At 39.3% G+C, this 24,124-nt stretch carries 20 protein-coding genes; 6 read left to right on the forward strand and 14 right to left on the reverse strand.

All coding sequences use genetic code 11. The features are described 5' to 3' along the window. Window positions 1–64: 64 nt before the first annotated feature. From DK866_RS07255 to fixA, 5 genes are all read right to left on the reverse strand, one after another. On the reverse strand, window positions 65–1,387 hold the full coding sequence (locus DK866_RS07255; RefSeq protein WP_109408358.1) for an MFS transporter: 1,323 nt from the start codon (window positions 1,385–1,387) through the stop codon (window positions 65–67). Between the two features lie 85 nt (window positions 1,388–1,472). Beyond that, on the reverse strand, window positions 1,473–1,760 hold the full coding sequence (gene fixX / locus DK866_RS07260; RefSeq protein ID WP_023582978.1) for a ferredoxin-like protein FixX: 288 nt from the start codon (window positions 1,758–1,760) through the stop codon (window positions 1,473–1,475). Then, the gene (fixC, locus tag DK866_RS07265) at window positions 1,757–3,049 is read right to left on the reverse strand and encodes an FAD-dependent oxidoreductase FixC (protein ID WP_109408359.1); all 1,293 of its coding nucleotides are present in this window, start codon (window positions 3,047–3,049) and stop codon (window positions 1,757–1,759) included. The genes fixX and fixC overlap by 4 nt, the downstream gene beginning before the upstream one ends. A gap of 56 nt (window positions 3,050–3,105) precedes the next feature. Beyond that, complete coding sequence (locus tag DK866_RS07270) at window positions 3,106–4,044, reverse strand: FAD-binding protein (RefSeq protein WP_109408360.1); 939 nt, start codon at window positions 4,042–4,044, stop codon at window positions 3,106–3,108. 11 nt (window positions 4,045–4,055) lie between these two features. After that, window positions 4,056–4,829, reverse strand: coding sequence for a putative electron transfer flavoprotein FixA (gene fixA, locus DK866_RS07275; protein ID WP_109408361.1), 774 nt, complete (start codon window positions 4,827–4,829; stop codon window positions 4,056–4,058). 600 nt (window positions 4,830–5,429) lie between these two features. Here fixA and caiT point away from each other — a divergent pair. The 6 genes from caiT to caiE all read left to right on the forward strand — a co-directional run bounded on the left by caiT (window position 5,430) and on the right by caiE (window position 12,542). Further along, window positions 5,430–6,944, forward strand: coding sequence for an L-carnitine/gamma-butyrobetaine antiporter (gene caiT, locus DK866_RS07280; protein WP_072069078.1), 1,515 nt, complete (start codon window positions 5,430–5,432; stop codon window positions 6,942–6,944). Between the two features lie 41 nt (window positions 6,945–6,985). Continuing rightward, entirely contained in the window at window positions 6,986–8,128 is a 1,143-nt protein-coding gene (caiA, locus tag DK866_RS07285; RefSeq protein WP_023582983.1) for a crotonobetainyl-CoA dehydrogenase, read from the forward strand. Window positions 8,129–8,195: 67 nt separating this feature from the next. After that, complete coding sequence (gene caiB, locus DK866_RS07290) at window positions 8,196–9,416, forward strand: L-carnitine CoA-transferase (RefSeq protein ID WP_109408362.1); 1,221 nt, start codon at window positions 8,196–8,198, stop codon at window positions 9,414–9,416. 74 nt (window positions 9,417–9,490) lie between these two features. Continuing rightward, window positions 9,491–11,047 (forward strand): crotonobetaine/carnitine-CoA ligase, encoded by a 1,557-nt coding sequence (caiC, locus tag DK866_RS07295; protein ID WP_109408363.1) that lies wholly within the window; start codon window positions 9,491–9,493, stop codon window positions 11,045–11,047. Between the two features lie 76 nt (window positions 11,048–11,123). After that, entirely contained in the window at window positions 11,124–11,909 is a 786-nt protein-coding gene (gene caiD / locus DK866_RS07300; RefSeq protein ID WP_109408364.1) for a crotonobetainyl-CoA hydratase, read from the forward strand. Window positions 11,910–11,948: 39 nt separating this feature from the next. Further along, window positions 11,949–12,542, forward strand: coding sequence for a carnitine operon protein CaiE (gene caiE / locus DK866_RS07305; protein WP_109408365.1), 594 nt, complete (start codon window positions 11,949–11,951; stop codon window positions 12,540–12,542). A 71-nt stretch (window positions 12,543–12,613) separates the two neighbouring features. Here caiE and caiF read toward each other — a convergent pair whose 3' ends face one another. The 9 genes from caiF to DK866_RS07350 form a co-directional block, all read right to left on the reverse strand. Further along, the gene (gene caiF, locus DK866_RS07310; protein ID WP_109408366.1) at window positions 12,614–13,006 is read right to left on the reverse strand and encodes a carnitine metabolism transcriptional regulator CaiF; all 393 of its coding nucleotides are present in this window, start codon (window positions 13,004–13,006) and stop codon (window positions 12,614–12,616) included. A gap of 573 nt (window positions 13,007–13,579) precedes the next feature. Next, window positions 13,580–14,242: a fructose-6-phosphate aldolase gene (gene fsa, locus DK866_RS07315; RefSeq protein WP_109408367.1), complete on the reverse strand. Its 663-nt coding sequence runs from the start codon at window positions 14,240–14,242 to the stop codon at window positions 13,580–13,582. Between the two features lie 277 nt (window positions 14,243–14,519). Beyond that, the gene (locus tag DK866_RS07320; protein ID WP_109408368.1) at window positions 14,520–15,131 is read right to left on the reverse strand and encodes a lytic polysaccharide monooxygenase; all 612 of its coding nucleotides are present in this window, start codon (window positions 15,129–15,131) and stop codon (window positions 14,520–14,522) included. A 460-nt stretch (window positions 15,132–15,591) separates the two neighbouring features. Beyond that, window positions 15,592–18,414, reverse strand: coding sequence for an RHS repeat domain-containing protein (locus tag DK866_RS07325; RefSeq protein ID WP_109408369.1), 2,823 nt, complete (start codon window positions 18,412–18,414; stop codon window positions 15,592–15,594). Window positions 18,415–18,428: 14 nt separating this feature from the next. After that, window positions 18,429–18,686 (reverse strand): Rz1-like lysis system protein LysC, encoded by a 258-nt coding sequence (gene lysC, locus DK866_RS07330; protein ID WP_109408370.1) that lies wholly within the window; start codon window positions 18,684–18,686, stop codon window positions 18,429–18,431. After that, window positions 18,643–18,999, reverse strand: a complete 357-nt coding sequence (locus tag DK866_RS07335) for a DUF2570 family protein (RefSeq protein ID WP_109408371.1) — start codon at window positions 18,997–18,999, stop codon at window positions 18,643–18,645. Before DK866_RS07335 ends, lysC begins: the two co-directional genes overlap by 44 nt. Beyond that, window positions 18,996–19,385, reverse strand: a complete 390-nt coding sequence (locus DK866_RS07340) for a M15 family metallopeptidase (RefSeq protein ID WP_109408372.1) — start codon at window positions 19,383–19,385, stop codon at window positions 18,996–18,998. The genes DK866_RS07335 and DK866_RS07340 overlap by 4 nt, the downstream gene beginning before the upstream one ends. Then, window positions 19,382–19,699 carry a phage holin family protein gene (locus tag DK866_RS07345; RefSeq protein ID WP_109408373.1) on the reverse strand — a complete coding sequence of 106 codons (318 nt, stop codon included), beginning with the start codon at window positions 19,697–19,699 and terminating at the stop codon, window positions 19,382–19,384. The genes DK866_RS07340 and DK866_RS07345 overlap by 4 nt, the downstream gene beginning before the upstream one ends. A gap of 69 nt (window positions 19,700–19,768) precedes the next feature. Continuing rightward, window positions 19,769–24,094 carry a SpvB/TcaC N-terminal domain-containing protein gene (locus DK866_RS07350; RefSeq protein ID WP_109408374.1) on the reverse strand — a complete coding sequence of 1,442 codons (4,326 nt, stop codon included), beginning with the start codon at window positions 24,092–24,094 and terminating at the stop codon, window positions 19,769–19,771. Window positions 24,095–24,124: the final 30 nt, after the last annotated feature.

Raw genomic sequence — 24,124 nt, forward strand, 5'->3', positions numbered from 1 at the left:
TAACATCTAAATAAAAAACGTTTTAAATTACTTAACTTATTTTCTTGCTTATCAATTAAAAATGTTATTTACCTCGCCTCATTGGCATGGTTGAAGTCTGATTAAGTGTTAATCCTTTGGTTTCTGGCGCAAACAACACAGAAACTATCATGCCGAATAAAGAAATTGCAGCCCCCACTAACATCGTCGTATTAATCCCGTAAGTGGCGATAAAGGCTGGAAGCGCACAAGTTGAAATAACCGTACCAATACGGCTTATTGACATAATGACACCAACTGCCGATGCTCGAATATCGGTTGGGAATAATTCATTAGGATAAAGCCATTGTAAAATTCCGGGGCCACCAGAAAAGAAGGCATAAGTCGCAAAGGCTAAGATAACAAATAAGATAGGTAAATCTGGGAAAACCCCTAGCACTAATAATGCTAATGTCATCATGGCAAAACTACCAATCAATAACGGACGTCGCCCTGTTTGATTTAACCAAAACATAGCAGGAATACATCCAAACATGAAGAATAGGCTAATCACTACATTACCCAGTGCCGCACTCCTTCCCGCATCCCATCCTAATAAACCCACAATCTGAGGCCCAAAGGTATAAATGGCAAACATCGGAATAACTTGGCAAGTCCAAATGACCGCAACAAAAAGCACGAAAGAAAAATGACGTTTATTAAATAGCTCGATAAAACGCGTTGTTTTGGCATTTTCAGCTTCAAAAACAACAGGTTCACCAAAAAGCTTTATCATCATTTCATTACATTCTTGAATACGCCCTTTGCGTATTAGCCAAAGCGGGGATTCAGGTAAATCAAAGCGACCAATTAAAATAATGACGCAAGGAATAAAAGCACTACCCAACATCCAGCGCCAGCCATCTGCAACATCATATAAAAGATAACCGACTAAGTTGGCACATGTTGCCCCGATATACCACATTGCGGCAATAAAACCGACAGCAAAAGCACGTTGTTTTTTATTGGAAAACTCCGTGATCATTGACGTCGCAATGGGGTAATCAGCACCAATCACAATTCCAATAAGGAATCGCATCACCAATAGACCCACTGGTGTTGACACAAACATCGTTGCAATCGAAATAAGCCCAATAGCCACAATATCCACAAGGAACATTTTGCGACGACCCACTTTGTCACAAATATAACCAAAAAGTGATGTGCCAATAAAAAGCCCTGCTAATGTTGCCGCACCCAACAGGCCTATCCACTGTGCATCAAGCTGTAATAACGGCGTGAGTTGCTCTAATGCCACACCGATAATCACTAACACATAGCCGTCAAGAAAAGGGCCGCCACTCCCCCATAACATCACCCGACGATGTACAGAGGTAAAACGAATATCATCAAAGTTTCTGGGTTGCATGACTGCATCCTGGTATTTTTCTAAATAAAATAAAAAAGAAAAGCTCCCAGGCCGGAGATAGCACTGGGAGAAAAGTAGCGATACATCATCCGTAACGATATTCCACGCCAAAAGTTCCGCGTGGGTATTCCCATTTTTCAAGCGCACTATCTAAACCAAGAATTCGACACGTTCCACACTCTAAGCACCCTGCATAATCAAAACTGATAGTGCCATCTTCTTGTTTTTTATATAGACCTGCAGGACAAGCTTTGACTAAGGTTTCCAATACCTGCATATCAGGTTGCTCTTTAACGACGATATGTGGATTTTCTTCATCGACATTAAATTTATTGATGCCTAATTTGACATCGACATTTACGGGAGAACTCATATTGCTTTTACTCCTTTGATCCCATCTTTGATCAGATTCATCCAACCGACTTTTTTGGTATGACGCATCATGGTTTTACGCATTGGTACGGGCGCTTCACCCGTAACGGTAAAGAGATCTTTCGCGATACCAACGACCATTTCAGGATAAGCAGTGAACATACGAGGATTATCAAGTAGATCAGGCATACGCTGATACGCTTTCATATCGCGCAACGGGCCATCTTCTAAATGTTTGAGATATTCATTAAGTGATTGTTTACTAAAATCATTTTTTGCCATAGCAGAAAGCACCGTTTTTGCAGCCGCTTCACCAGATGCCATCGCTAAATCCATTCCTCGGATAGTAAAGCCAAGGTTCATACACATCCCTGCTGCATCACCAGCAATTAATACGCCATCGCGTACTAATTCGTTTTGCATTCTTAAGCCCGCTTCTGGAACGACATGCGCACCGTATTCCACCATCTTTCCGCCCTCAATTAGCGGAGCAACAACGGGATGCTGTTTAAAATCTTCCAGCATTTGTGGTACTGATTTTTTCGCATCTTTAATATGGTGCAACCCACAAACAAGACCTAAAGAGAGCGTGGTTTTATTGGTATATAAAAAACCACCGCCCATTAATCCATCGGTAGGTGATCCTGCAAATAACCAAGCCGCGCCTTCGTTATCTTTTAGGTTAAAGCGATCTTTAATCACACTTTCAGGCAATTCGATGATCTCTTTTACACCTACGGCTACATTTTCAGCGGCAACACGTTTTGTCATCCCTAACTGTTCAGCTAAGATAGAATTCACACCATCAGCTAAAATAACGGCTTTAGCTTCTAACACATCACCATCAGCTTCCACACCAACAATCTTGCCATCACGTTCGACGAGCTTATCAACGCGAATACCTGTAATACATTGCGCACCGGCATTTTCGGCTTGTTCCATTAGCCATTGATCAAACTCACCACGTAATACAGACCAAGAAGCCGTTTTTGGGTTATTCCCTTCGGCATTTTGGTAATCAATTGTCATTGCACCGGCTTCAGTCATAAACGACAATTTTTCGTGAGTAATAACGCGTTCAACAGGTGCTTCTTGCGCAAACTCAGGAATGATGCGTTCAAGAGTATGTGCATACATACGACCACCGGTTACATTTTTCCCGCCAGCGTAGTTACCTCTTTCTATTAGCAATACTTGTGCGCCTTCCCTTGCCAAAACAAGTGCAGCCACAGATCCTGCTAATCCTGCGCCAACAATAATGGCATCGAAAATATCTTCGGAATCGGACATAACATCTCCAGAATTTGCGATAAACGCAGAGAAGTCACCTTCTCTGCTTAAATAAATCAGTTAGATAATTGACGAGTTAATGCAGGCAAAATCTTCATTAAATCACCGACAATGCCGTAGTCAGCAAATTGGAAGATAGGTGCATTTTTGTCTTTATTAATAGCAACAATAGTTTGTGCGCCATTAGCGCCGACCATATGTTGAATTTGTCCTGAAATACCGGCAGCTAGATAAAGTTCAGGTTTTAGCATCAGGTTAGAAATACCGACATAGCGCTCGTGTTCCATCCATTTTTCATTTTCAGCAACAGGACGAGAACACGCGATTTCAGCACCAATAGCTTTCGCTAATTCTTCTGCAATGACGATATTTTCTTTGCTACCAATACCGCGACCTACACTGACAACAAAGCGCGCTTTATCTAAATCGACGGCATTGATTGCACGCGGTTGAACTGAATTACGAACGATAGTTTGAGATGGAGCAATCCATGCCACTTTTTGTGCATTACCTGTCGCACTTGTTTCTGGTGCAACATCAAAAGCACCGACACTTGCAGTCACTACGCAATAAGGGGTTTTCAGAGTTTCATCACCAAAGGCAAGACCACCGTAAACCATGTGTTTTGTTACTAATGCATCACCATCTGCTTTTAAAGATTGTGCATCATTAGAAACAACCGCTGCTAAACGATGACCTAAGCGTGCAGCGAGTAATTTGCCACGACGTGTATTAGGTAATAGCACTAAACCTGCATCACCTTTTTGTTTGATGATTTCAACCATGCTTTGTGCATAGTCTTCAATAATGCGATCGTCAGGTTTACCTTCTAATTGGAAAACCTCTGTTGCACCTAATTTAAAAGCAGCCACGCTTTGTTCATCATTCAATGTAAATACATTGATAGATTGTCCTAATGAAGAAGCGCCACCCACTAACTCTGGTAAACGGGAAAGTGCATCACTAAATACCCAAACAGTTGAAAACTGGCTCATAACTCCCCCTATTACTTAAGAATTTTACGTAAATGTTCTGCCAACTCAGCAATCTGATCGTCACCATCACCTTCAATAATGATGCGTTGACGCACTTTCTGTTTTGGTGCCGCAACTTTTTGCTCTGAACGCGCAGTAATCACATCCAGACCAAGATCGGCAACACTCCATTGCTGAACAGGTTTTTTGGCAGCGCCAAGAATGGCTTTCATCGAAGGAATTTGAGGTGTATTAATGTCAGTAGACACCGCAATTACAGCAGGTAATGGAATGGTCAGTGTTTCAATTTCATTTTCTAATTCACGTTCAACCGTAATTGAATCATTAGAGAGCGAAACAATGTTATTAATACCATTGATTGAAGGGATATTTAAAATTTCCCCCACCAGCAAGCTAACTTGTTGTGAGCTGAGATCTGCAGAGCCATCACCACAAAGAATTAAGTCATAACCTTTTTTAGTGGCTGCCGCCGCCAGCGCAACCGCCGTTTGATAGGGTAAAGAGGCTTCAAATTGGTCATCAACCACAACAACTAAATCGTCAGCACCACGAGAAAGAACGTCTTTACGTGCTTTCGCATTTGTCAGTGCTTTACCACCAACACTCATTGCCGTGATTTGAATACCATCAAGTTGCGTCTTAAGCTGATTAGCGGCTTCAATCGCATTTAAATCATATTGGCTGATTTTGGTATTAGCGCGAGAAAAATCTAGCGAACTATCTGCGCTATTTACCGTAATATCCTGCTCATCGGGAACACTTTTGTAACATGTAATAATATTCATTACATCTCCTGAAATTAATAAATAATGTCATTTACTCTGGCAATGTAATATAGAATTAACATAATTAAGTGATTAAAAAATTAAACCTAGGTCACCAATATTGAACATTATTAAATAAAGAAGATATAGCGTTCAATATTGCTAAATACATCACCAATATTGAAATTAGTTTTAATTAAAGTGTTCAACTTTCAATATTGCTACTTCGATCAACAATATTGAACATAATAAATATAATGGTATTTAACATTCAATATTGCCACTCAGATCAACAATATTGAAAGACGGAATATAACAAGCCGATCACATACAATGCAATATCAATAATTATCAATAAGTTATAATGAAAATAAAACGTTATAAAACGTAACATAAAATCGACAAAAAGAATAGTGTGAAGTGAATAACAGAATAGATTTCTTATAATATCCATCATTCTTCATCATTAATGGATTTGTAGATTAGCCAATGACTTTATTTTTCTATTATGATGAATCACCAATAGACAAAATATTCATAAATAAACTTAATTGTTTTATTAGTTATTAGGAATTAACACTACTTAAACTTCTGCGCTAAATATATTTGGAAAATTTACCTATGAGCAAAGATAATAAAAAGGCAGGAATAGAACCGAAGGTTTTTTTTCCGCCATTGATCATTGTTGGTATTTTATGTTGGTTAACGGTACGTGATCTTGATGCTTCAAATGAAGTGATTAATGCCGTATTCAGCTATGTTACCAATGTCTGGGGTTGGGCCTTTGAATGGTACATGGTTATCATGTTCGGAGGTTGGTTTTGGTTAGTCTTCGGTCGTTATGCCAATAAACGTCTTGGGGAAGACAAACCTGAGTTTAGTACCGCAAGCTGGATCTTTATGATGTTTGCGTCTTGTACATCAGCCGCCGTCCTTTTCTGGGGTTCGATTGAAATATACTACTACATTTCAAGCCCGCCTTTTGGAATGGAAGGTTATTCGACTCAAGCTAAAGAAATTGGCCTTGCTTACAGCTTGTTCCACTGGGGTCCTCTACCTTGGGCAACTTACAGCTTCCTTTCTGTTGCGTTCGCTTATTTCTTCTTTGTTCGCAAAATGGAAGTTATCCGCCCAAGTAGCACCTTAACGCCATTAATTGGTGAAAAACACGTTAATGGGATTGTTGGGACGATTATTGATAACTTCTATCTTGTTGCTTTAATTCTGGCAATGGGGACTAGCCTTGGTTTAGCAACACCGTTAGTCACTGAATGTATTCAATACTTATTTGGTATTCCTCATACTCTGCAATTAGATGCCATCATTATCTCTTGCTGGATCTTATTAAACGCAATTTGCGTGGCATTTGGTCTGCAAAAAGGGGTGAAGATCGCCAGTGATATTCGAACTTACCTGAGTTTCTTAATGTTAGGTTGGGTATTTATCGTTGGTGGAGCTAGCTTTATCGTCAATTATTTTACCGATTCTGTCGGTACATTGATGATGTATATGCCTCGTATGCTGTTCTATACAGATCCAATCGGTAAAGGTGGATTCCCTCAAGGCTGGACGGTCTTCTATTGGGCATGGTGGGTTATTTACGCCATCCAAATGAGTATCTTCTTAGCTCGTATCTCTAAAGGCCGTACTGTTCGCGAGCTGTGTTTAGGAATGGTTTCAGGCTTAACCGCAGGAACTTGGTTAATTTGGACAATTCTTGGTGGTAACACCTTACAACTGATTGACCAAAATATTCTCAACATTCCACAACTGATTGAACAATATGGTGTTCCACGCGCCATTATTGAAACATGGGCAGCATTACCGCTTAGTACAGCGACAATGTGGGGCTTCTTTATCCTCTGCTTTATTGCCACTGTCACCTTAATTAACGCCTGTTCTTACACACTAGCAATGTCCACTTGTCGCTCTATGAAAGAAGGCTCTGAGCCACCTTTATTAGTGCGTATCGGCTGGTCTGTGCTGGTCGGCGTTATTGGCATCATCCTATTAGCACTTGGGGGTTTAAAACCTATTCAAACCGCCATTATCGCCGGAGGATGCCCACTATTTTTCGTCAATATCATGGTCACCTTGTCCTTTATTAAAGATGCCAAAGTACATTGGAAAGACTGATCCGCTATACGCAAAGAATGACATATTAAGAGGTTATTAACATGGATTTTAGATTGAATGATGAGCAGGAACTGTTTGTTGACGGTGTCCGCGAATTAATGGCCAGTGAAAACTGGGAAGCTTATTTCGCACAATGTGATCGCGAAAGCAAATACCCAGAACGTTTTGTCAAAGCCTTAGCGGATATGGAAATTGACAATCTGCTTATCCCTGAAGAGCATGGCGGCTTAAATGCAGGTTTTGTTACTGTTGCTGCCATCTGGATGGAATTAGGTCGTTTAGGTGCGCCAACTTACGTGCTTTATCAATTACCTGGTGGCTTTAACACTGTATTGCGTGAAGGGACTCAAGAGCAAATTGATAAAATCATGGCGTTCCGTGGTACAGGTAAACAAATGTGGAATTCTGCTATCACTGAACCGGGTGCAGGCTCCGACGTTGGTAGCTTACAAACCACTTATACCCGTAAAGATGGCAAAGTTTACCTTAACGGTAGTAAATGCTTTATCACCAGTAGTGCCTATACCCCTTATGTTGTTGTGATGAGCCGTGACTCAGCATCTCCAGATAAACCAATCTTTACTGAATGGTTTGTGGATATGAGTAAACCAGGCATCAAAGTCAACAAGTTAGAAAAACTGGGTTTACGCATGGATAGCTGCTGTGAAATCACTTTCGATAACGTTGAACTTGAAGAAAAAGACATGTTTGGCCGTGAAGGCAACGGCTTTAACCGTGTGAAAGAAGAGTTCGATCACGAACGTTTCTTAGTGGCCCTCACTAACTACGGTACCGCAATGTGTGCATTCGAAGATGCGGCTCGTTATGCCAACCAACGTGTGCAATTTGGCGAAGCTATCGGCCGTTTCCAACTTATTCAAGAAAAATTCGCTCATATGGCGATCAAACTCAATTCAATGCGCAACATGTTATATGAAACTGCATGGAAGAGTGACAACAACTTAATCACTTCTGGTGATGCAGCTATGTGTAAATACTTCTGTGCAAATGCGGCATTTGAAGTAGTTGATAGTGCAATGCAAGTGCTTGGTGGTGTTGGTATTGCTGGCGAGCACCGTATTTCTCGTTTCTGGCGTGATCTTCGTGTTGACCGTGTCTCTGGTGGCTCTGACGAAATGCAGATCCTGACACTAGGACGTTCAGTGCTTAAACAGTACCGCTAATTAATCACGAAAACTCTCTCATCATTAGGTGAGAGAGTTTTCACTAAACCACTTACGAGGTGACGCTATGACAGAACATTTACCAATGCCACAATTCGGCCCACTTTCAGGGGTTCGTGTTGTGTTTTCAGGAATTGAAATTGCAGGGCCATTTGCAGGACAAATGTTTGCAGAATGGGGTGCTGAAGTGATTTGGATTGAAAACGTTGCATGGGCTGACACCATTCGCGTTCAACCTCACTACCCTCAACTTTCTCGCCGTAATCTTCATGCACTATCGTTAAATATCTTTAAAGACGAAGGTCGTGATGCGTTCCTAAAATTAATGGAAACAACCGACATCTTTATCGAAGCGAGTAAAGGCCCAGCCTTTGCACGTCGCGGTATTACGGATGAAGTATTGTGGGAGCATAATCCTAAATTAGTTATTGCGCATTTATCGGGTTTTGGCCAATACGGTGATCCGCAATATACCAACCTACCCGCTTATAACACCATCGCTCAGGCCTTTAGTGGTTACCTTATTCAAAACGGTGACAAAGATCAGCCAATGCCAGCCTTCCCTTATACCGCAGACTATTTCTCAGGGATGACAGCAACCACTTCCGCGTTAGCGGCACTGTATAAAGTCCAACAAACAGGCAAAGGCGAAAGTATTGATATTGCAATGTATGAAGTGATGTTGCGTATGGGGCAATACTTCATGATGGATTATTTCAATGGTGGTGAAATCTGCCCTCGAATGACCAAAGGGAAAGATCCGTACTACGCTGGCTGTGGACTTTACCGTTGCCAAGATGGTTATATCGTGATGGAAGTTGTCGGTATCACTCAAATTGAAGAAATTTTCAAAGATATCGGCCTTGCTCATCTGCTTGGTACACCTGAAGTGCCAGAAGGTACTCAACTTATTCACCGTATTAACTGCCCTCATGGCCAATTATTTGAAGACAAGTTAGATGAATGGTTAGCAAAACAACCGATCACTGAGGTTCTTAAACGACTTTCAGAGCTCAATATTGCCAGTGCCAAAGTGCTGACTATTCCTGAGCTTGAAGACAATCCGCAATATATCGCACGTGAATCGATCACCGAATGGCAAACCATGAATGGCGAAACCTGCAAAGGGCCAAATGTGATGCCGAAATTTAAAAATAACCCCGGAAAGATCTGGCGTGGAATGCCATCTCACGGCATGGACACTGACGCAATTTTGAAAAATATCGGTTATAGCGACGAACAAATCAGGGGGCTAGTCGATAAGGGACTGGCTAAAATCGAAAAGTAATACCGTTGAATTCAGATAGCACAAAGGTAGAAAGTGCATCTGAACTCACGGCAAAAGAATAGGGTAACAGTTTAATGGATGTGATTGGCAAACAAAACTTACGTCAAATGTGGGATGATTTAGCCGAGGTTTTTGGCAAAAAAACAGCGCTAATTTTCGTATCCGCACAAGGACAAGAGAGACAATTTAGCTACAGTGAATTAAATGAAGAGATCAACCGAACCGCAAATCTTTTCCATGCTGGTGGCATAAAAAAAGGCGACCATGTTGCCTTGCATCTTGATAACTGCCCTGAGTTTTTCTTTTGCTGGTTTGGGCTAGCAAAAATTGGCGCTGTCATGGTACCCATAAATGCGCGCTTTATGCATGAAGAGAGCGCATGGATAATCAATCACTGCCAAGCCCATTACGTAGTAACACACGATAATTTCTATCCTATTTACCAACCTATGTTACAGGATGAACAAAATCCTTTAACTCAGTTGTTTTTAATAACAGAAAACAGTCTTCCTACTGAGAAAGGGGTTATTGATTTTCTAAAAGAGAAAGCCAAGCATCCTGTTACTCTTAATCATCACACCCCATTAAGTGTAGATGATACAGCTGAGATCCTTTTTACCTCGGGTACAACCTCTCAACCTAAAGGCGTTGTTATCACACACTATAACTTACGCTTTGCGGGTTATTACTCATCATGGCAAAACGCATTACGTGAAGACGATGTTTATCTCACTGTTATGCCTGCCTTTCATATTGATTGCCAATGCACCGCATCTCTCGCGGCATTTTCTGTAGGTGCGACATTTGTCCTACTCGAAAAATACAGTGCTAGAGCTTTTTGGAAACAAATCCTTAAGTATCAAGCGACAGTGACGGAATGCATTCCCATGATGATGAGAACCTTAATGGCACAACCAGTTTCATCCGAAGAAAAGCAACACAAATTACGCGAAGTAATGTTCTACCTCAATCTCGCAGATGAAGAAAAAGACGCTTTTATTGAGCGCTTTAACGTGCGATTGCTCACCTCTTATGGCATGACAGAAACTATCGTTGGTTTAATTGGTGATAGACCCGGAGATAAACGCCGTTGGCCATCAATTGGCAGACCGGGTTTTTGTTATCAAGCTCAAATCAGAGACAAACAAAACCACGAAGTGCCTGATGGCGTTGTGGGTGAAATCTGCGTAAAAGGCGAGCCTGGAAAAACCTTATTCAAAGAGTATTACAACCGACCCGATGCCACAGCAAAAGCGCTAGAGCCAGAAGGTTGGTTACATACTGGTGATTATGGTTATCGTGACGATGAAGGCTTTTTCTATTTCGTTGATCGCAGTTGCAATATGATCAAACGTGGTGGCGAGAATGTCTCTTGCGTTGAGATTGAAAATATCATTTCTTCACATCCTAAAATTCAAGATGTCGCCGTAATTGGAGTGCCTGACAACATTCGTGATGAAGCAATTAAAGCCTTTGTGGTACTGGTTGAAAATGAAACCTTGAGTGAAGAAGAATTCTTCCATTTCTGTGAGCAAAATATGGCGAAGTTTAAAGTTCCCAGCGCAGTTGAATTTAGAGAGGGCTTACCACGTAATTGCTCCGGAAAAGTGATTAAAAAGCATTTGAAATAAGGCATAGGTAGGTTCAACCACAACTTAATAACCTCAATCATAAATGCTTATTTTTGATGATGAAAAGGAATACAACATGAGCCAGTCATTACACCTAACAACACGTGGTTCAGTACTTGAAATTGTATTAGATAGGCCAAAAGCCAATGCTATTGATGCGAAAACCAGTCATGAAATGGGCGAAGTTTTCTTACGTTTTCGTGATGATCCCAACCTACGTGTCGCGATTATTACAGGTGCAGGCGAACGCTTTTTCTCGGCAGGATGGGATTTAAAAGCAGCGGCTGAAGGTGAAGCCCCTGATGCTGATTTCGGTGCAGGCGGTTTTGCTGGTTTAACCGAGCTTTTCAATCTAGATAAACCTGTTATTGCCGCCGTTAACGGCTATGCTTTTGGTGGTGGATTTGAATTAGCACTCGCTGCTGACATGATAGTGTGCTCAGACAACGCTTCTTTTGCGTTACCTGAAGCACAACTAGGCATTGTGCCAGATAGTGGTGGCGTATTGCGTTTACCTAAACGTTTACCTCCGGCTATCGTCAATGAAATGCTAATGACAGGCCGTCGTATGAATGCGGACGAAGCATTGCGTTGGGGCATTGCAAACCGTGTTGTTAGTTCTGCTGAATTAATGGATAGCGCTCGTGAACTCGCAGATCAAATCGCCAATAGTGCCCCACTGGCTGTTGCAGCATTAAAAGAGATTTATCGTGCCACAAGCGAACTTTCTATTGAAGAAGGCTATAAATTAATGCGCAGTGGTGTATTAAAACATTATCCAAGTGTTCTCCATTCAGAAGATGCCACAGAAGGGCCACTTGCCTTTGCTGAGAAACGAGCACCTGAATGGAAAGGTCGATAATTATTTAGTGTTTCGATAATACAACAAAGAGGAAAACAGATGAGTATCTACGCGTTTGAAGGCCTTGTCCCTGTGGTACACCCAACCGCCTATATTCACCCATCTGCGGTATTAATTGGTGATGTAATTATAGGTGCTGGAGTTTATATCGGCCCTTTAGCCTCATTAAGAGGAGATTATGGACGATTAATTGTTGAAGCAGGCGCCAACCTTCAAGACGGTTGTATCATGCACGGTTACACCGATATGGATACCATTGTTAGAGAAAATGGACATATTGGACACGGTGCTATTCTTCATAGTTGTATTATTGGACGTGACAGTTTAGTCGGCATGAACAGTGTGATTATGGACGGTGCAGTGATTGGTGAAGAAAGCATTGTAGCAGCAATGAGCTTTGTGAAAGCAGGCTTTCAAGGACAACCTCGGCAAATGCTGATTGGTAGCCCTGCAAAACATGTACGGAATATTACTGATAATGACATGGAATGGAAGCGTATGAACACACGCGAATATCAAGATTTGGCCGTTCGTTGTCGCCAAAGCTTAGTCGAAACAACACCTTTAACGGCACCTGAGCCTAATCGTCCACGTTTACGAGGCACAACCGAAGTGAAACCGAAAGGTCAGTAACAAACAGCGACAGGCGTTATACGCGCCTGTCGTCATTGTTCTTTTTTTAACCTACGACTTAATCAGTCACGTTATCGTCGTTGTGATTTTGATAACATCCATTGCCATTTTTGTTCATGGTTTAACCCATGAGGGATCATGGATGCTAATTTCTCAGGAGAACTTTGACTACTTTTACCTTGAACATGGCCTTTTAAGCGTGAATAAAGTTGAGGATCGATATGACTCACTTTGATCATTCGTTGGCATTGGCATCCCCTGCCTTCAAGCTGATTAGGGACACTTTTCGTTTCACATTCAATTTCTTTTACATCAGAAAGAATATAAGAAACGATATTAATCGCATTACATTGAGGAATATCGAATTTTGTTGCAATTTCTTTCGCACTTACCCAACGTTCTTGCGCTTGAACCCAGTCAGCAATTGATAGATAAAGTGGCTTATTCATGTATTCTTCGCACATATTTACTCCAGTATCACAAATAAAGTTTTATTTATCGCTAAATAAAGATAATAACTGTATATGTTAATTATCATTGCACCGCGGAGTATCGGTTTTCCCTGTTAATCTGGTAAGTTAACAACCCCATCAATATAATATTTAGTTTATTTTTAACAACCAAACTCTTTAATTAACACACTTGTCACAATTTGTTATTTTATTATTAAAGCCAAAGCAATAACAATTAAACCGAGTAAAAACAAAAAATTAATTAAATATTAAAATATAAAATAGCTTTTAGAGAAAAAATAACAATTCATTGATAAATAAACTATTTTTCACAAAAAAATAAAAAATAGATAGATTATATTAATAATCCATTTATAGACTAAGATTATAGTAATAGATCTAAATTTAGATTGCCAGAAAGGTGGCTTATTATTAGATGTAAATCAATATTCTTTTATTTTAAGCCATCATAATCTAGTTATTAATACATTAGTAAAAGTGAAGATTAATATCTTAAATATCCCAAAACTGATAAATTAAGTGCTATATAACGCTATAGCACTTAGTCTCATATTATTAATTTGATTATAAAAAACGACGTTCAAATGCGCCTTGCCAATCATCTGCAAATCTATTTACTGCATCATCTACAACCGGTGAGCGAATAATTGAGTAAGCAAGTTCAATCGGTAATGTCACCGAAGAAGCCCCAGCTAATAAACAATCAACAACCTGACGGGGGGTTTTAAAGCTCGCAGCTAAGATTTTCGTCGGTAAATTATGCATGGTAATCAGCGTTTGTAACTCTTTTACCACTCTTACCCCATCAGAGCCTTGTCTATCCATTCGGTGAACATAAGGTGCAATATAATCCGCCCCTGCTAAAGCTGCCATTAATCCTTGTGAGACACTGTAAATCGCGGTACCTAATACCAGCATATTTTTTTGTTTCAATTGTTTAATGGCGACAAGTCCCGCTTCAGTAACTGGGATTTTAATCACGGTATTATCCGCGATATTGCCAATACGTAATGCTTCTTCAATCATGGTATCGACATCACTGGCAATAACCTGTGCAAATACCCGACCTTTGCCCCCCATTGCTGCTTTTAATTCAGGTAACAGCGTTTCAATATCTTGTGCCGATTTAGCAATAATAGACGGATTGGTAGTGACACCTGCAATAGGAAGAACTTGAGAGAGTTTTCTGACTTCTTCGATATCCGCTGTATCTAAATAGATTTCCATAATCGCGCCTCAATGATGTGGTTTTTAAGCTAAATAATTATAGGTATAACGTAGAAAGTAGCATTGTGCGCGATGGATTTCTAGTCGAACCAATGAAAATAGCGCCCACACAAAGGCGCTATTGATTTAATTTCAATAATAAATAGCTATTATTTTCATTTAACAACTAAATAATTACCAATCTAAATTTAATATTCAAGACTGGATTATATTTAAGATGGAATAATATATATACAATATCATTATTGATATTAAAAAATAATTTTATTTGATTTGACTATTTTTTAAATTCAGCATCAATAACTTGATAAAAGGCATTACCTGTATCCGCAATATCCCAAACACCTAAAATAATTTGATAACCTGAACGCTCTGGTACATTACAATTTATCTCTACGGTTTCTGTTGGTATTTTGCCATTATCATCTTGTTGGCAGAATGGTGTTAAATCAAAATCAGCACGGGTCAGTGGTTTATTTACATCCCACCCTGGTTTCGTAATAAAAAACCGCCATGATTCAGTGCTATGTTTAGCCGTTAATGTCCATTTAAACATATTTTCTCCACTTTTCATTGCCACTTTATGCCAACGATCAGCACTTTGTGCATTTAAAGCAGAAAAAGCATCTTTCCCACCACTGGCAATTTGACCATCAGCAGGCCCATCTTTAGGAAATCCTTTAAACCCCTCAATTGATTGAGGTTCATACTGTATTGGTCCACAATTTTTATTTAAATTTCCTCCTGTTGATGAACAAAGGAAAGCTCTACTAGGAGGTACATCAATATATCCATGTTTTAATGTCACATCTGCTGACGCGGTTGAAATAAAACTCGCTGATGATAGTAATAATGTTGCAGTAAATACCATAAGTTTATTTTTTCTCATAATTAACCCTCAATAATTATTAAAGTTTTTAAAGTATAATGATTTTGTTAATCACATTATATATTAGTCAAAAGAATATAATTAAATATTCATTTATTTATATTTGTGAGCAACGTCGCTATTTAATTTAATATTAAAACGGAATTAAAACAGCCATTTAATATTTATTAAATGTACAATTTATTATTGAAACAAAAAAACAAGATATTAAAATAAAATATAAAAAATAAGTATTCAACTGTATCTGACTATTAAAATTTATCAAACTTCATTATTGAAATAATTTTTAAAACGTATTTTTTTGAGAAAAAATCACATTTAAATTAACGATTATACATAGAAAAGTAGCATTATAAGAAAGGAGTTTAGTAGAAAAACATCTTCATTAAGATAGCGTTAAAAACTGCCAGAGCAATATATACATATTGCCCTGACAAATTTTAAAATGCACTATTGTAGATTAGCCTCTTGGAAGCATATTTGCATTAATAATATAGCGATGAGACGAACCAAACTTCTCTGGATTATTCATATAAGAACTTCCTTCTGGTAAATATTGCAATGAAGTAATTTTCATCTTGTTATAAACAGGGAATGTCACTTCATCCTCACCTTTATAGACAGGCATAGAAACACCTAGATTTTCGGGTTCAAGATTAAAATGCCACATAACATTTGCGTTAGAAACATAACCTGACTTCGGTGTAGTTGCCGTAGACATTATAGAAACAGCAGAAACAGGAATATTTACTTGCTTTAATACTGCTTTTTCCTTGTTTTTAACTTCATCTACAAAATCCTTAAACCACGGGTAAGTTTCACTAATCGATAATCCATCACCTCGATATGTTGTTTTCTCATGAGTCTTAACATATTTAGGCCATTCTTCTTCCATTTTATTTAATTTATTTTGTAGATATAATACTTTCTGTTCATTAATATTTTCCTTTATTAATTGACGTTGAGATTTTTCATTAATACCTTGCCATTCATCAACAAACATTTTTATATTAGAAATATCGTTATAATGTTTAATTTTAGAGACATATAAAGTTCTAAAAAATCCCGTATAGTATGGATAATTTCCTCCTTGATGATCCGATAATGCCGTACTATTAGCATTCTTTAATGGATCACCCCAAGTTTTCCGTGGTTTTGATATTGCCTGCATACCACCAGGTACTGGTGGCGGCAATGGAGCTCCCCCCATCATAGGCGGTGCTGGTGGTACCATAGGCGGTGCTGGTGGAATTGGCATTCGCCCATCAGGATCATGCAAAGTCACAGGGTTATTACGTACCATACGATATAAATTCAGCCCATCTATCGTACCAGCGGGATCAGCACTTAACCAACGACCAATCCACGGTTGATAATAACGGTAACCGTAGTAATACATTCCAGTAGAGTCTTTTTCTTGCCCTGAATAACGGACCATTTTGTAGTCAGCTTCTACCGCATTTTCGCTGGACCAAATTGCAGTGCCTCCATAAGGATAATACTCCTCATAACTGACTAATTGCCCTTTACCATCCGTTTCTAATCCGCTATTGCCAATGCCGTCATCATAGCTATAACGCAGTGAGTTATTTTCAATCCCATTAGGTGTACCCATTTCCCAACATAATGCTCGGACTTTTGCACTGGTGCCTGCCTGTACATGGACGATATTATATTTTTCTCTTGTTGGATATTCACCAAACTCCCAAACATCAATATTAGATAAGTAATGAGTGAACACTTTCTCCAACTTATCAGACGAACCTTGTTTACGACCTCTTAGCTTAGTGGCTCGTTGACCTTCACTATCATATTGATAAGTCTCACCTTCATAAATTGATCCACTTTCTATTTTTTTATTTGTTGCTTCTAATTCATTTAATTTATTCCAAAGTAGTGCATCACCATTAAGTAATTTGGTTAAATTACCACTCTCATCAAAATAACTATCCACTTGTTGTGGATCTGCACATTGAGATTTCAATAAAGCACGATTGGTTTTATTTGAAACAACGATATCTTGAGTAAAGCTTTGCTGTGCAATAGGTGAATTATGGCGAATTTGCGTTAAATTACCCGCATTATCATAGGTATATGAGCGAGTATAATTAGTATAGCTTTGTGCATCTTTCACGAGCGTTGTAATTTGCTGTAATTGCGTAGAAGCAGGTGTTTGCTGATTTGCAGACTCTCGGCCTGTCGCACTGGCTAATTGGTACAGAGAGTCATACACATAACGATTTTCAGGCACCACTTTCTGATTACGCCAGTAGCGAGTCGCTTCTGCATCATTTTTAAGACAAATAATATTACCCACAGGATCATACTCATAACGTAGATCTTGCATGATTTTTGCACCTAATGCATGGCCTTGAGGACGCTCTGTTTTAACATGCAATAGTCGCTGAGTTTCTGCTTCATATTCATAAATGGTCACTAATCCATTACCGTGCTCTTCACGTAATTTTTGCCCTGCAGCAGAATAGGTGAGTGAACGCAAAATCACTTGTTCTGATTTTCCTTTTAGCGTCACCCAAGATTGTTTAACAAAACCAGCAATATCATAAAGCATTCGACGTTGATGGCCTTTAGCATCTGTTTCTTTTAATACGGCCCCAGTGGCATCATAAGTGAACATGGTTTTATAATTTTCCGCATGCTCCACTTGATTCATATCGTAACTACCTTCCTCCCAATGGATGTCATTACCAAAGTGGAATAATCTTATGAAATACGTATTTTTCCCTAATAAAGAAAACGTTATAAATTCTTTTTTACCTGCGGTGTCATAATGAGTAATACATTTTCCAACACTATTATTATTCACTGATATTTCATCACTATCTCCCCATTTCAACAGTTGCTTTACTTTACTTCCTTCTTTAACTTTTTCTAAATTACGTACAAATTCAGGTTTACTATATTCATACGTAATCACACTACCTTTTGCATTAATTTGCTGTGACACAGTGCCTTCAATGTCATTGAGACTAAAGCGAATACCATTATCAATACCTTGTGAAAGTGATAATGCACCACCTAAACTGATTGTTTGCTGAATATTGGGTTGAATTGTTGGATCAGATTGCTGAGCTTCATACAATCTTGCATCAATACTGTGTTCTAAATAACCACGAGAGTGATAGTGATGACGAGTAATACGTTCATCTGTTTTATTTATTGTGTTGGGATGGCGACAATAGTTAATTTCACGAATTATTGATCCGCGATTATCATGAACCACCACAGTTGGAGTTCGTGTATATAATTGTTGATTTGACATAGTTTTATAATTCCTTAATTAATTTTCTTTTTATGTTCCAATTCATTGCTATTACGCTGATTTTTTAAGGCTAATATTTCGGCAACAGCTTTTTTATCGGTATTGCATTTTTCTAAAACCAATATTAAACGTGCCACATAATCAGGATAATCCCCCCACACTTGCACATTAAAAAATGGTGCAGAGCACGGTTGTAACAAATGCGTAGGAACAAATTTATCTGGCGCTTTAACGATGATTGAAGGAGTTTTGCTGCAACTGGATAACAGCATCAGGAACAGGCTCATTAGCACAAGGCGTTTGAGCCAAAATTTGCCGTAACTCTTGGCGTATAACATGATTTTCTTCCTCTAAAGATTGTTGCTCCTTTTGTTGATGCATAAGTGTTTCAGAGACTTTTTCCGATTGTTCGTACCATTGCACTAATTGTGATTGCAATATGCGTTGTTGATATTCAAGCTGGCTATTTTGTTCAGAAAGTTGATTTATTTGGTTATATTGATAACGAATAACCAGTAATGTGATAACAATAATTATTGCCACACCACCTTTAACTCCAAAACGTAAAAAAGTATCTATATTCATGGATTTGTCTCTCTACAAAGCTCGTAATGAGGACCATCGCGAAATGAAACCCAATCCCCTCCCCAATTAATTCGAACATGCAATTGATAAGCGGCTTTTTTCATCGCTTTTGATACCGACTCGAATGCTGACCAATCTTGCCAAGGGATCACACCATTCACTAAAGGCACAATATCAACGGCATGACCTGTTAAATGACGACTATTGAGTGTTTTACTTTTACCTTCCTTCATTAGCTCTTTTTGTCGAGCTAATGAACGTACCCCTTCAATAACGACAAAATCATATTCACTAAATGTCAGTGCCAAATTAACCACTCGGACTAAATCCTGATCCACTCCTTCTAGGTTTTTTTGGCTACGCTGGCTCAATGTATATATGCTCATTTAGGCTCCTTAAGGTTATTCACACCAAAAATACGGTTCCACAACCAAATTAAAGTTGTGCTACCCATTGAGCCAAAAAGCCCTGCAATCATATAAGACATATAACGGCTTGCACCGCTTTCAAAACTTAATAACCCTCCTAATAATCCTGTAAAAACAGAGATCACAATTTGGCTGGTGACACCACACCAAGACCACTTAATTTGTTTTTGCCTAATTTCCATTAAATACCTCACGATACCTCCCCAGGCTGAAAATCCACCGATAATCATCCAAGCCAGTGCATCGCTTTCTGATGGGATCGCAACTAGCATAATAAAATTCCTAAATAAAGCGGATTAAGCGACATCGCCAATTAACCCGCGTGATAGGCCGTAAATAACTTATATTAGAGTGTCATTTTCATCTTCCTTGACCACAAACCAAGGTGTTACTATCGTATTACGTTGATAGTTTTTTGCCGTATTCACTCGATATAAGCGACTTAATGCATCGTAGTAATGGGAATCTGCAAACCGATTCGGTTGTGCAGAACGGTTGGTGATATAACGCCAATCATTAAGAAAATAAGGCTGATAAACACGCTTTACATTTCCTTTATTGTCATATTCTGTTTCACCTGAGATTGCCCAACGTGTTGTGGTACTTTTTTGCTGTACCTGCTGTGTGCTATCAACCGCTAATTCCCCTTTTTCACTGCGCAAGAAAGCGTTTCCAGCTTCAACTCTCACGGAAGTTTGCAATAAGCGGCCAAAGCCATCACTAAAAGCAATTTGTTGACGAATTTGCTGTTGTGAGTCGCTGTCATAACGGTCGGTCATGATTTGCAGTGCATGAGGAGGTAATTTTGAAGATGTGGACATCCAACTGTCTGTCACATACACAAAACCAGTGGCAATAGGCAGTGTTGATGTTAGTGCTAAAGCCCCATTAATCGTTGTGGGCATGACAAACGTTTTATCACTATAGCCACTTTGCCGACCATTTTCGGTACCTGAAAAACGTGTTGTCGTCACTCGGCCAAAACCATCAAAGCTCACCTGATGAATATTTTTGTTTTCATCAGTAATAGAGTTCGGTGATAAAAAACGCCAATCATAAGTAAGATGAAAATCTTGCGTATTTAAGGGGGAGCCTTTCCCCATCAAAACACAGAATTGCTTATCCCATAACAAAGTGTAATCACAAGAGAGGGCTGTTTTCTTGTACACAAGTGGTTTATAGAATTGCGCTAATGAACCATAAGTTTTGATACCTAATAACGATTTCACCCACAGTTTTTTATCTTTTTCTGCTTCATCCGCAAATAAAAATTCTTTTTGCTGATAACCCGCATTTATCATCACATCGTTCAGTTTTAAATTAGGATAAGGTTGGGAAATCGCTGTTGCAGTTTCCTCATCTAATTCCGCACTTTCGCTATAAGCTAAACGAGCAGGAAAATCAGGTTCTAGCAATGTGGCGTTTCCATTAACACCCATATAAGCAAGCTGTTGTTGCCCAACAAATAGTGACTTCTGTGTAAGTAAATTATTGGCGGCTAATAGTGCTTCGATATTTAAACCATCTTTAGGCTGTTTTTCTGCTCCATATGCCCAAATATCTTGACGATTTGTTGCTATAACACCTAGCTGATAAACCTGTTTTTCAGGGTGATTTATATGGTGACAAGTTTGACGTGATAAACTTAAACGCAGTGTATGTTGTTGCTCATCATAACTGGATGACCATAATGTCTCTGGCAAGCTCTCATAATGCTGATAAGGGTTTTTCGTGCCTTTAACTTGTCTTGGATAATCAATAGAAACAGTTTTAGAAACAAAGCCATAACTATCTTGTTCTAAGATGATTTGTTGATGACAAATAGGATCTGCAGCAATACGCTCATAGTGATATTGACGACTTTCTACCACAGATGGCATCACCACAGGTGAGCCCCCTTGCATTTCAATTAGACGTACTTGAGGTCGTTGTTCTGTGACAACATAAGGCACATTGGAGACAACGGTATTGTCTAACCCATAGATCTCTTTCCTGAGTAGTTGCCCCTGTAGCCCACGCTCAAGCCAATAGCCTTGTTTTTGACGCACTGTGTTATCGCAGATCTTTTCAGCACTTCCTTCGCCTTGTGTAAAACGCGGTGAAAAATAAGGAAATGCCACACTGTCGCCTTGCCAAAACTCGTTATAAAGCTGAGCATCAACGATGGATTTACCCGTTGAGAACCATTGACGGGTTAACGCACTTGGTGTTTTATCCGTTGTATTTTCTTCACTTTTAAAAGACTCAGCATTTGTAGCTTCAACACAGCCAAAACCACGGAACTCTTTTTCTTTACCATCCCAGACGCCATGACGATAATTAAAAGTCTGTGTTAACTGACTTTGTGTAATTTCATCAATCGTGTCAATTTTCCAAAGTGTATGCAGTGGGAAAGGTAAATAACTGACTACATTACCTTTCTTTTGTTGTTGTCGAGTTGATTTTTCGTCCAACCAATATTGGACAGAACTGCGGTAATACAAGTTTTGGATCAACCCCATATTGTTATTAATAGAGGTTAATAACCATGGCTTATTATTTTGTAGGGAAAGCACCCAATGTTGCGGTATCGGATAATATTTTGTCAGTAAAAGACTCGCAACACCTAAACCTTGCACATCAGCGACTTGCAATTGGCACTGATTATCAAAACGCATATCTTTAGGTAATGGGATATCATCACCACGTACAAATTGATTACCACTTTGGTTAAAATAAACTTCTAAATGAGTAGATTGGGCATAAATGATGTCAGTTGTACCACTGCCATCTAAATCCGCTAAATAGAGTTGATTAGGGTTAAATTTAAGGCGATCAGCAGTAAACCCTGAAATAGTCATTGGTTTACTAAATTTACCTTCACCAAGATGAACCCAGCAGGTTACCCCTTGATAATCCACTTTAATTAGATGTTGTTGCCCAGAACCCAACACATCACTAAATGCCACTAAAGCACGACGATTAATATTCTTAATCGGCAAAGTCACACCTTCGGTCTGTATCACCTCTTTACTTTCTTTCCAGCCTTGAGCAGAACCCGCATAAAGGCGGATACTACGAGGACCAATTAAGGCGAGATCAGCAAAACCACTACCTGTTAATGAGGTGATTTCAGCTCTAGGATGAAAATATTCCACAGGTATAACATCAAGTGGCACAAAATTAAGCCAATTCTCTGCTTTAGTCTCATTTTGAGTGTAATAACCGTTTACATTACCTTGTGTAACTAACCATTCTAATTTGCCGTCACCCGTAATATCTGTCAGCGTTGCTGAACCACGTAACGATGGAATAACAGGGAGTTTTTTAGCGTTATCCCATGTTATAGCATTAGGATTTTGCTTATCTTCTTTTCTAATTGGTGCACGATACCACCAAGCACCACTGTCTTGATACAACACACCAGCCAGCCCTTCTCCCAATAAATCAACATATTGATAAGGCTGTTGTGGTGTAAAAGAAGCAAGCTCATCCAATGATTGCCACTGCGCTTGTTTAGTCGCACCGACCTGTTGCCAATCAAATTTTACAGGAGGCAATGTCACTAACGACTGTGTATCTTTATTATCGTTAAATGCCGATTTTTGTGCTGAAACTAACACCGAACCCGATGCTGACTCATCATAAGTGAGCGTTAATCGAGCGACTAATTCAGGGGTTTCTGCCAATATTGTTTGTTTTTCTAAACTTTCAAGACGGTGATACATCAGTACTTGGCGACATAAACGGCGAGTACGAACTTCAAAACCGTAATGGAACAGCGAGAAACAGTCTTTACGCAGTGCCCATGCGGAATTACTTTGCCATTGTGGATAGGTGGCTAATGCGCTATCACGCTCACCGTAATCAAAGACCAAAGTAAACAAGGCATTTTTCGGTAAGGTGTTATCCGTTTTCGTACATGAAAAAGCACGCTCTCCCACAGGGTTGCCGTAATACACTTTCTCTAAATAGTGCTGGGTATTTGCATTGGTATGTGATTGAATTTCTTGTTTATCACAACCTTGTTCATCTTCAGCGCGATAGTGATATTCAATTTGCTCACCCATCGCTGAAACCGAAGCATTGAGATCCCATTGCGCAATACGTTCGCTGTTTTGGTTATCCACGATCTGTGCCGTGATTTCATAGCCAAATAAGTGAACCTCACCATTTGCACTCAACATCACCCAAAATTGTTTTGGTGTATTAGCAGAAGCATTAGCCTTATTTAATGACCAATACTCAAAACGACTAAAGCTTTTTTCAATACGAGAACGATAAGTTGTGACTTGGTATTGATGTGCAAGTTTTACACCTAATAATGTATTACGCTGAGTGGTTTCAATGTCGCCCTTTTTATTCAAAATAGGCACTATCACTTCACCTTCAGGCCCAATAAACTCATCTTGTTGAGAATACAATGGCACACCTTTTGAAGTACGACGACGAATAGACATTGCACCGACAAACCAGCCAAAACCAAATGCACCATTACCCGCTTGATTTTGATACGTTAAGCCTAAAGAAGGGGCATAACCACGACCTTGACTAATTGGTAATGGCAAGTTAAAAGTCGCTGCACCATCAGGGCCAACAGCGCCCATATTGCCCGTTAATCCAGTGACTGCACCGCCACCTTTTGGTAAATTCGGCGCATCAAAGGTCAATTTCTCTGAATTTTGCATATAGAACTCCTGACAGGCTCCCTAAAGAGC

It is taken from the genome of Proteus genomosp. 4 str. ATCC 51469 (assembly GCF_003144375.1).
In the GTDB taxonomy this organism is placed as follows: domain Bacteria; phylum Pseudomonadota; class Gammaproteobacteria; order Enterobacterales; family Enterobacteriaceae; genus Proteus.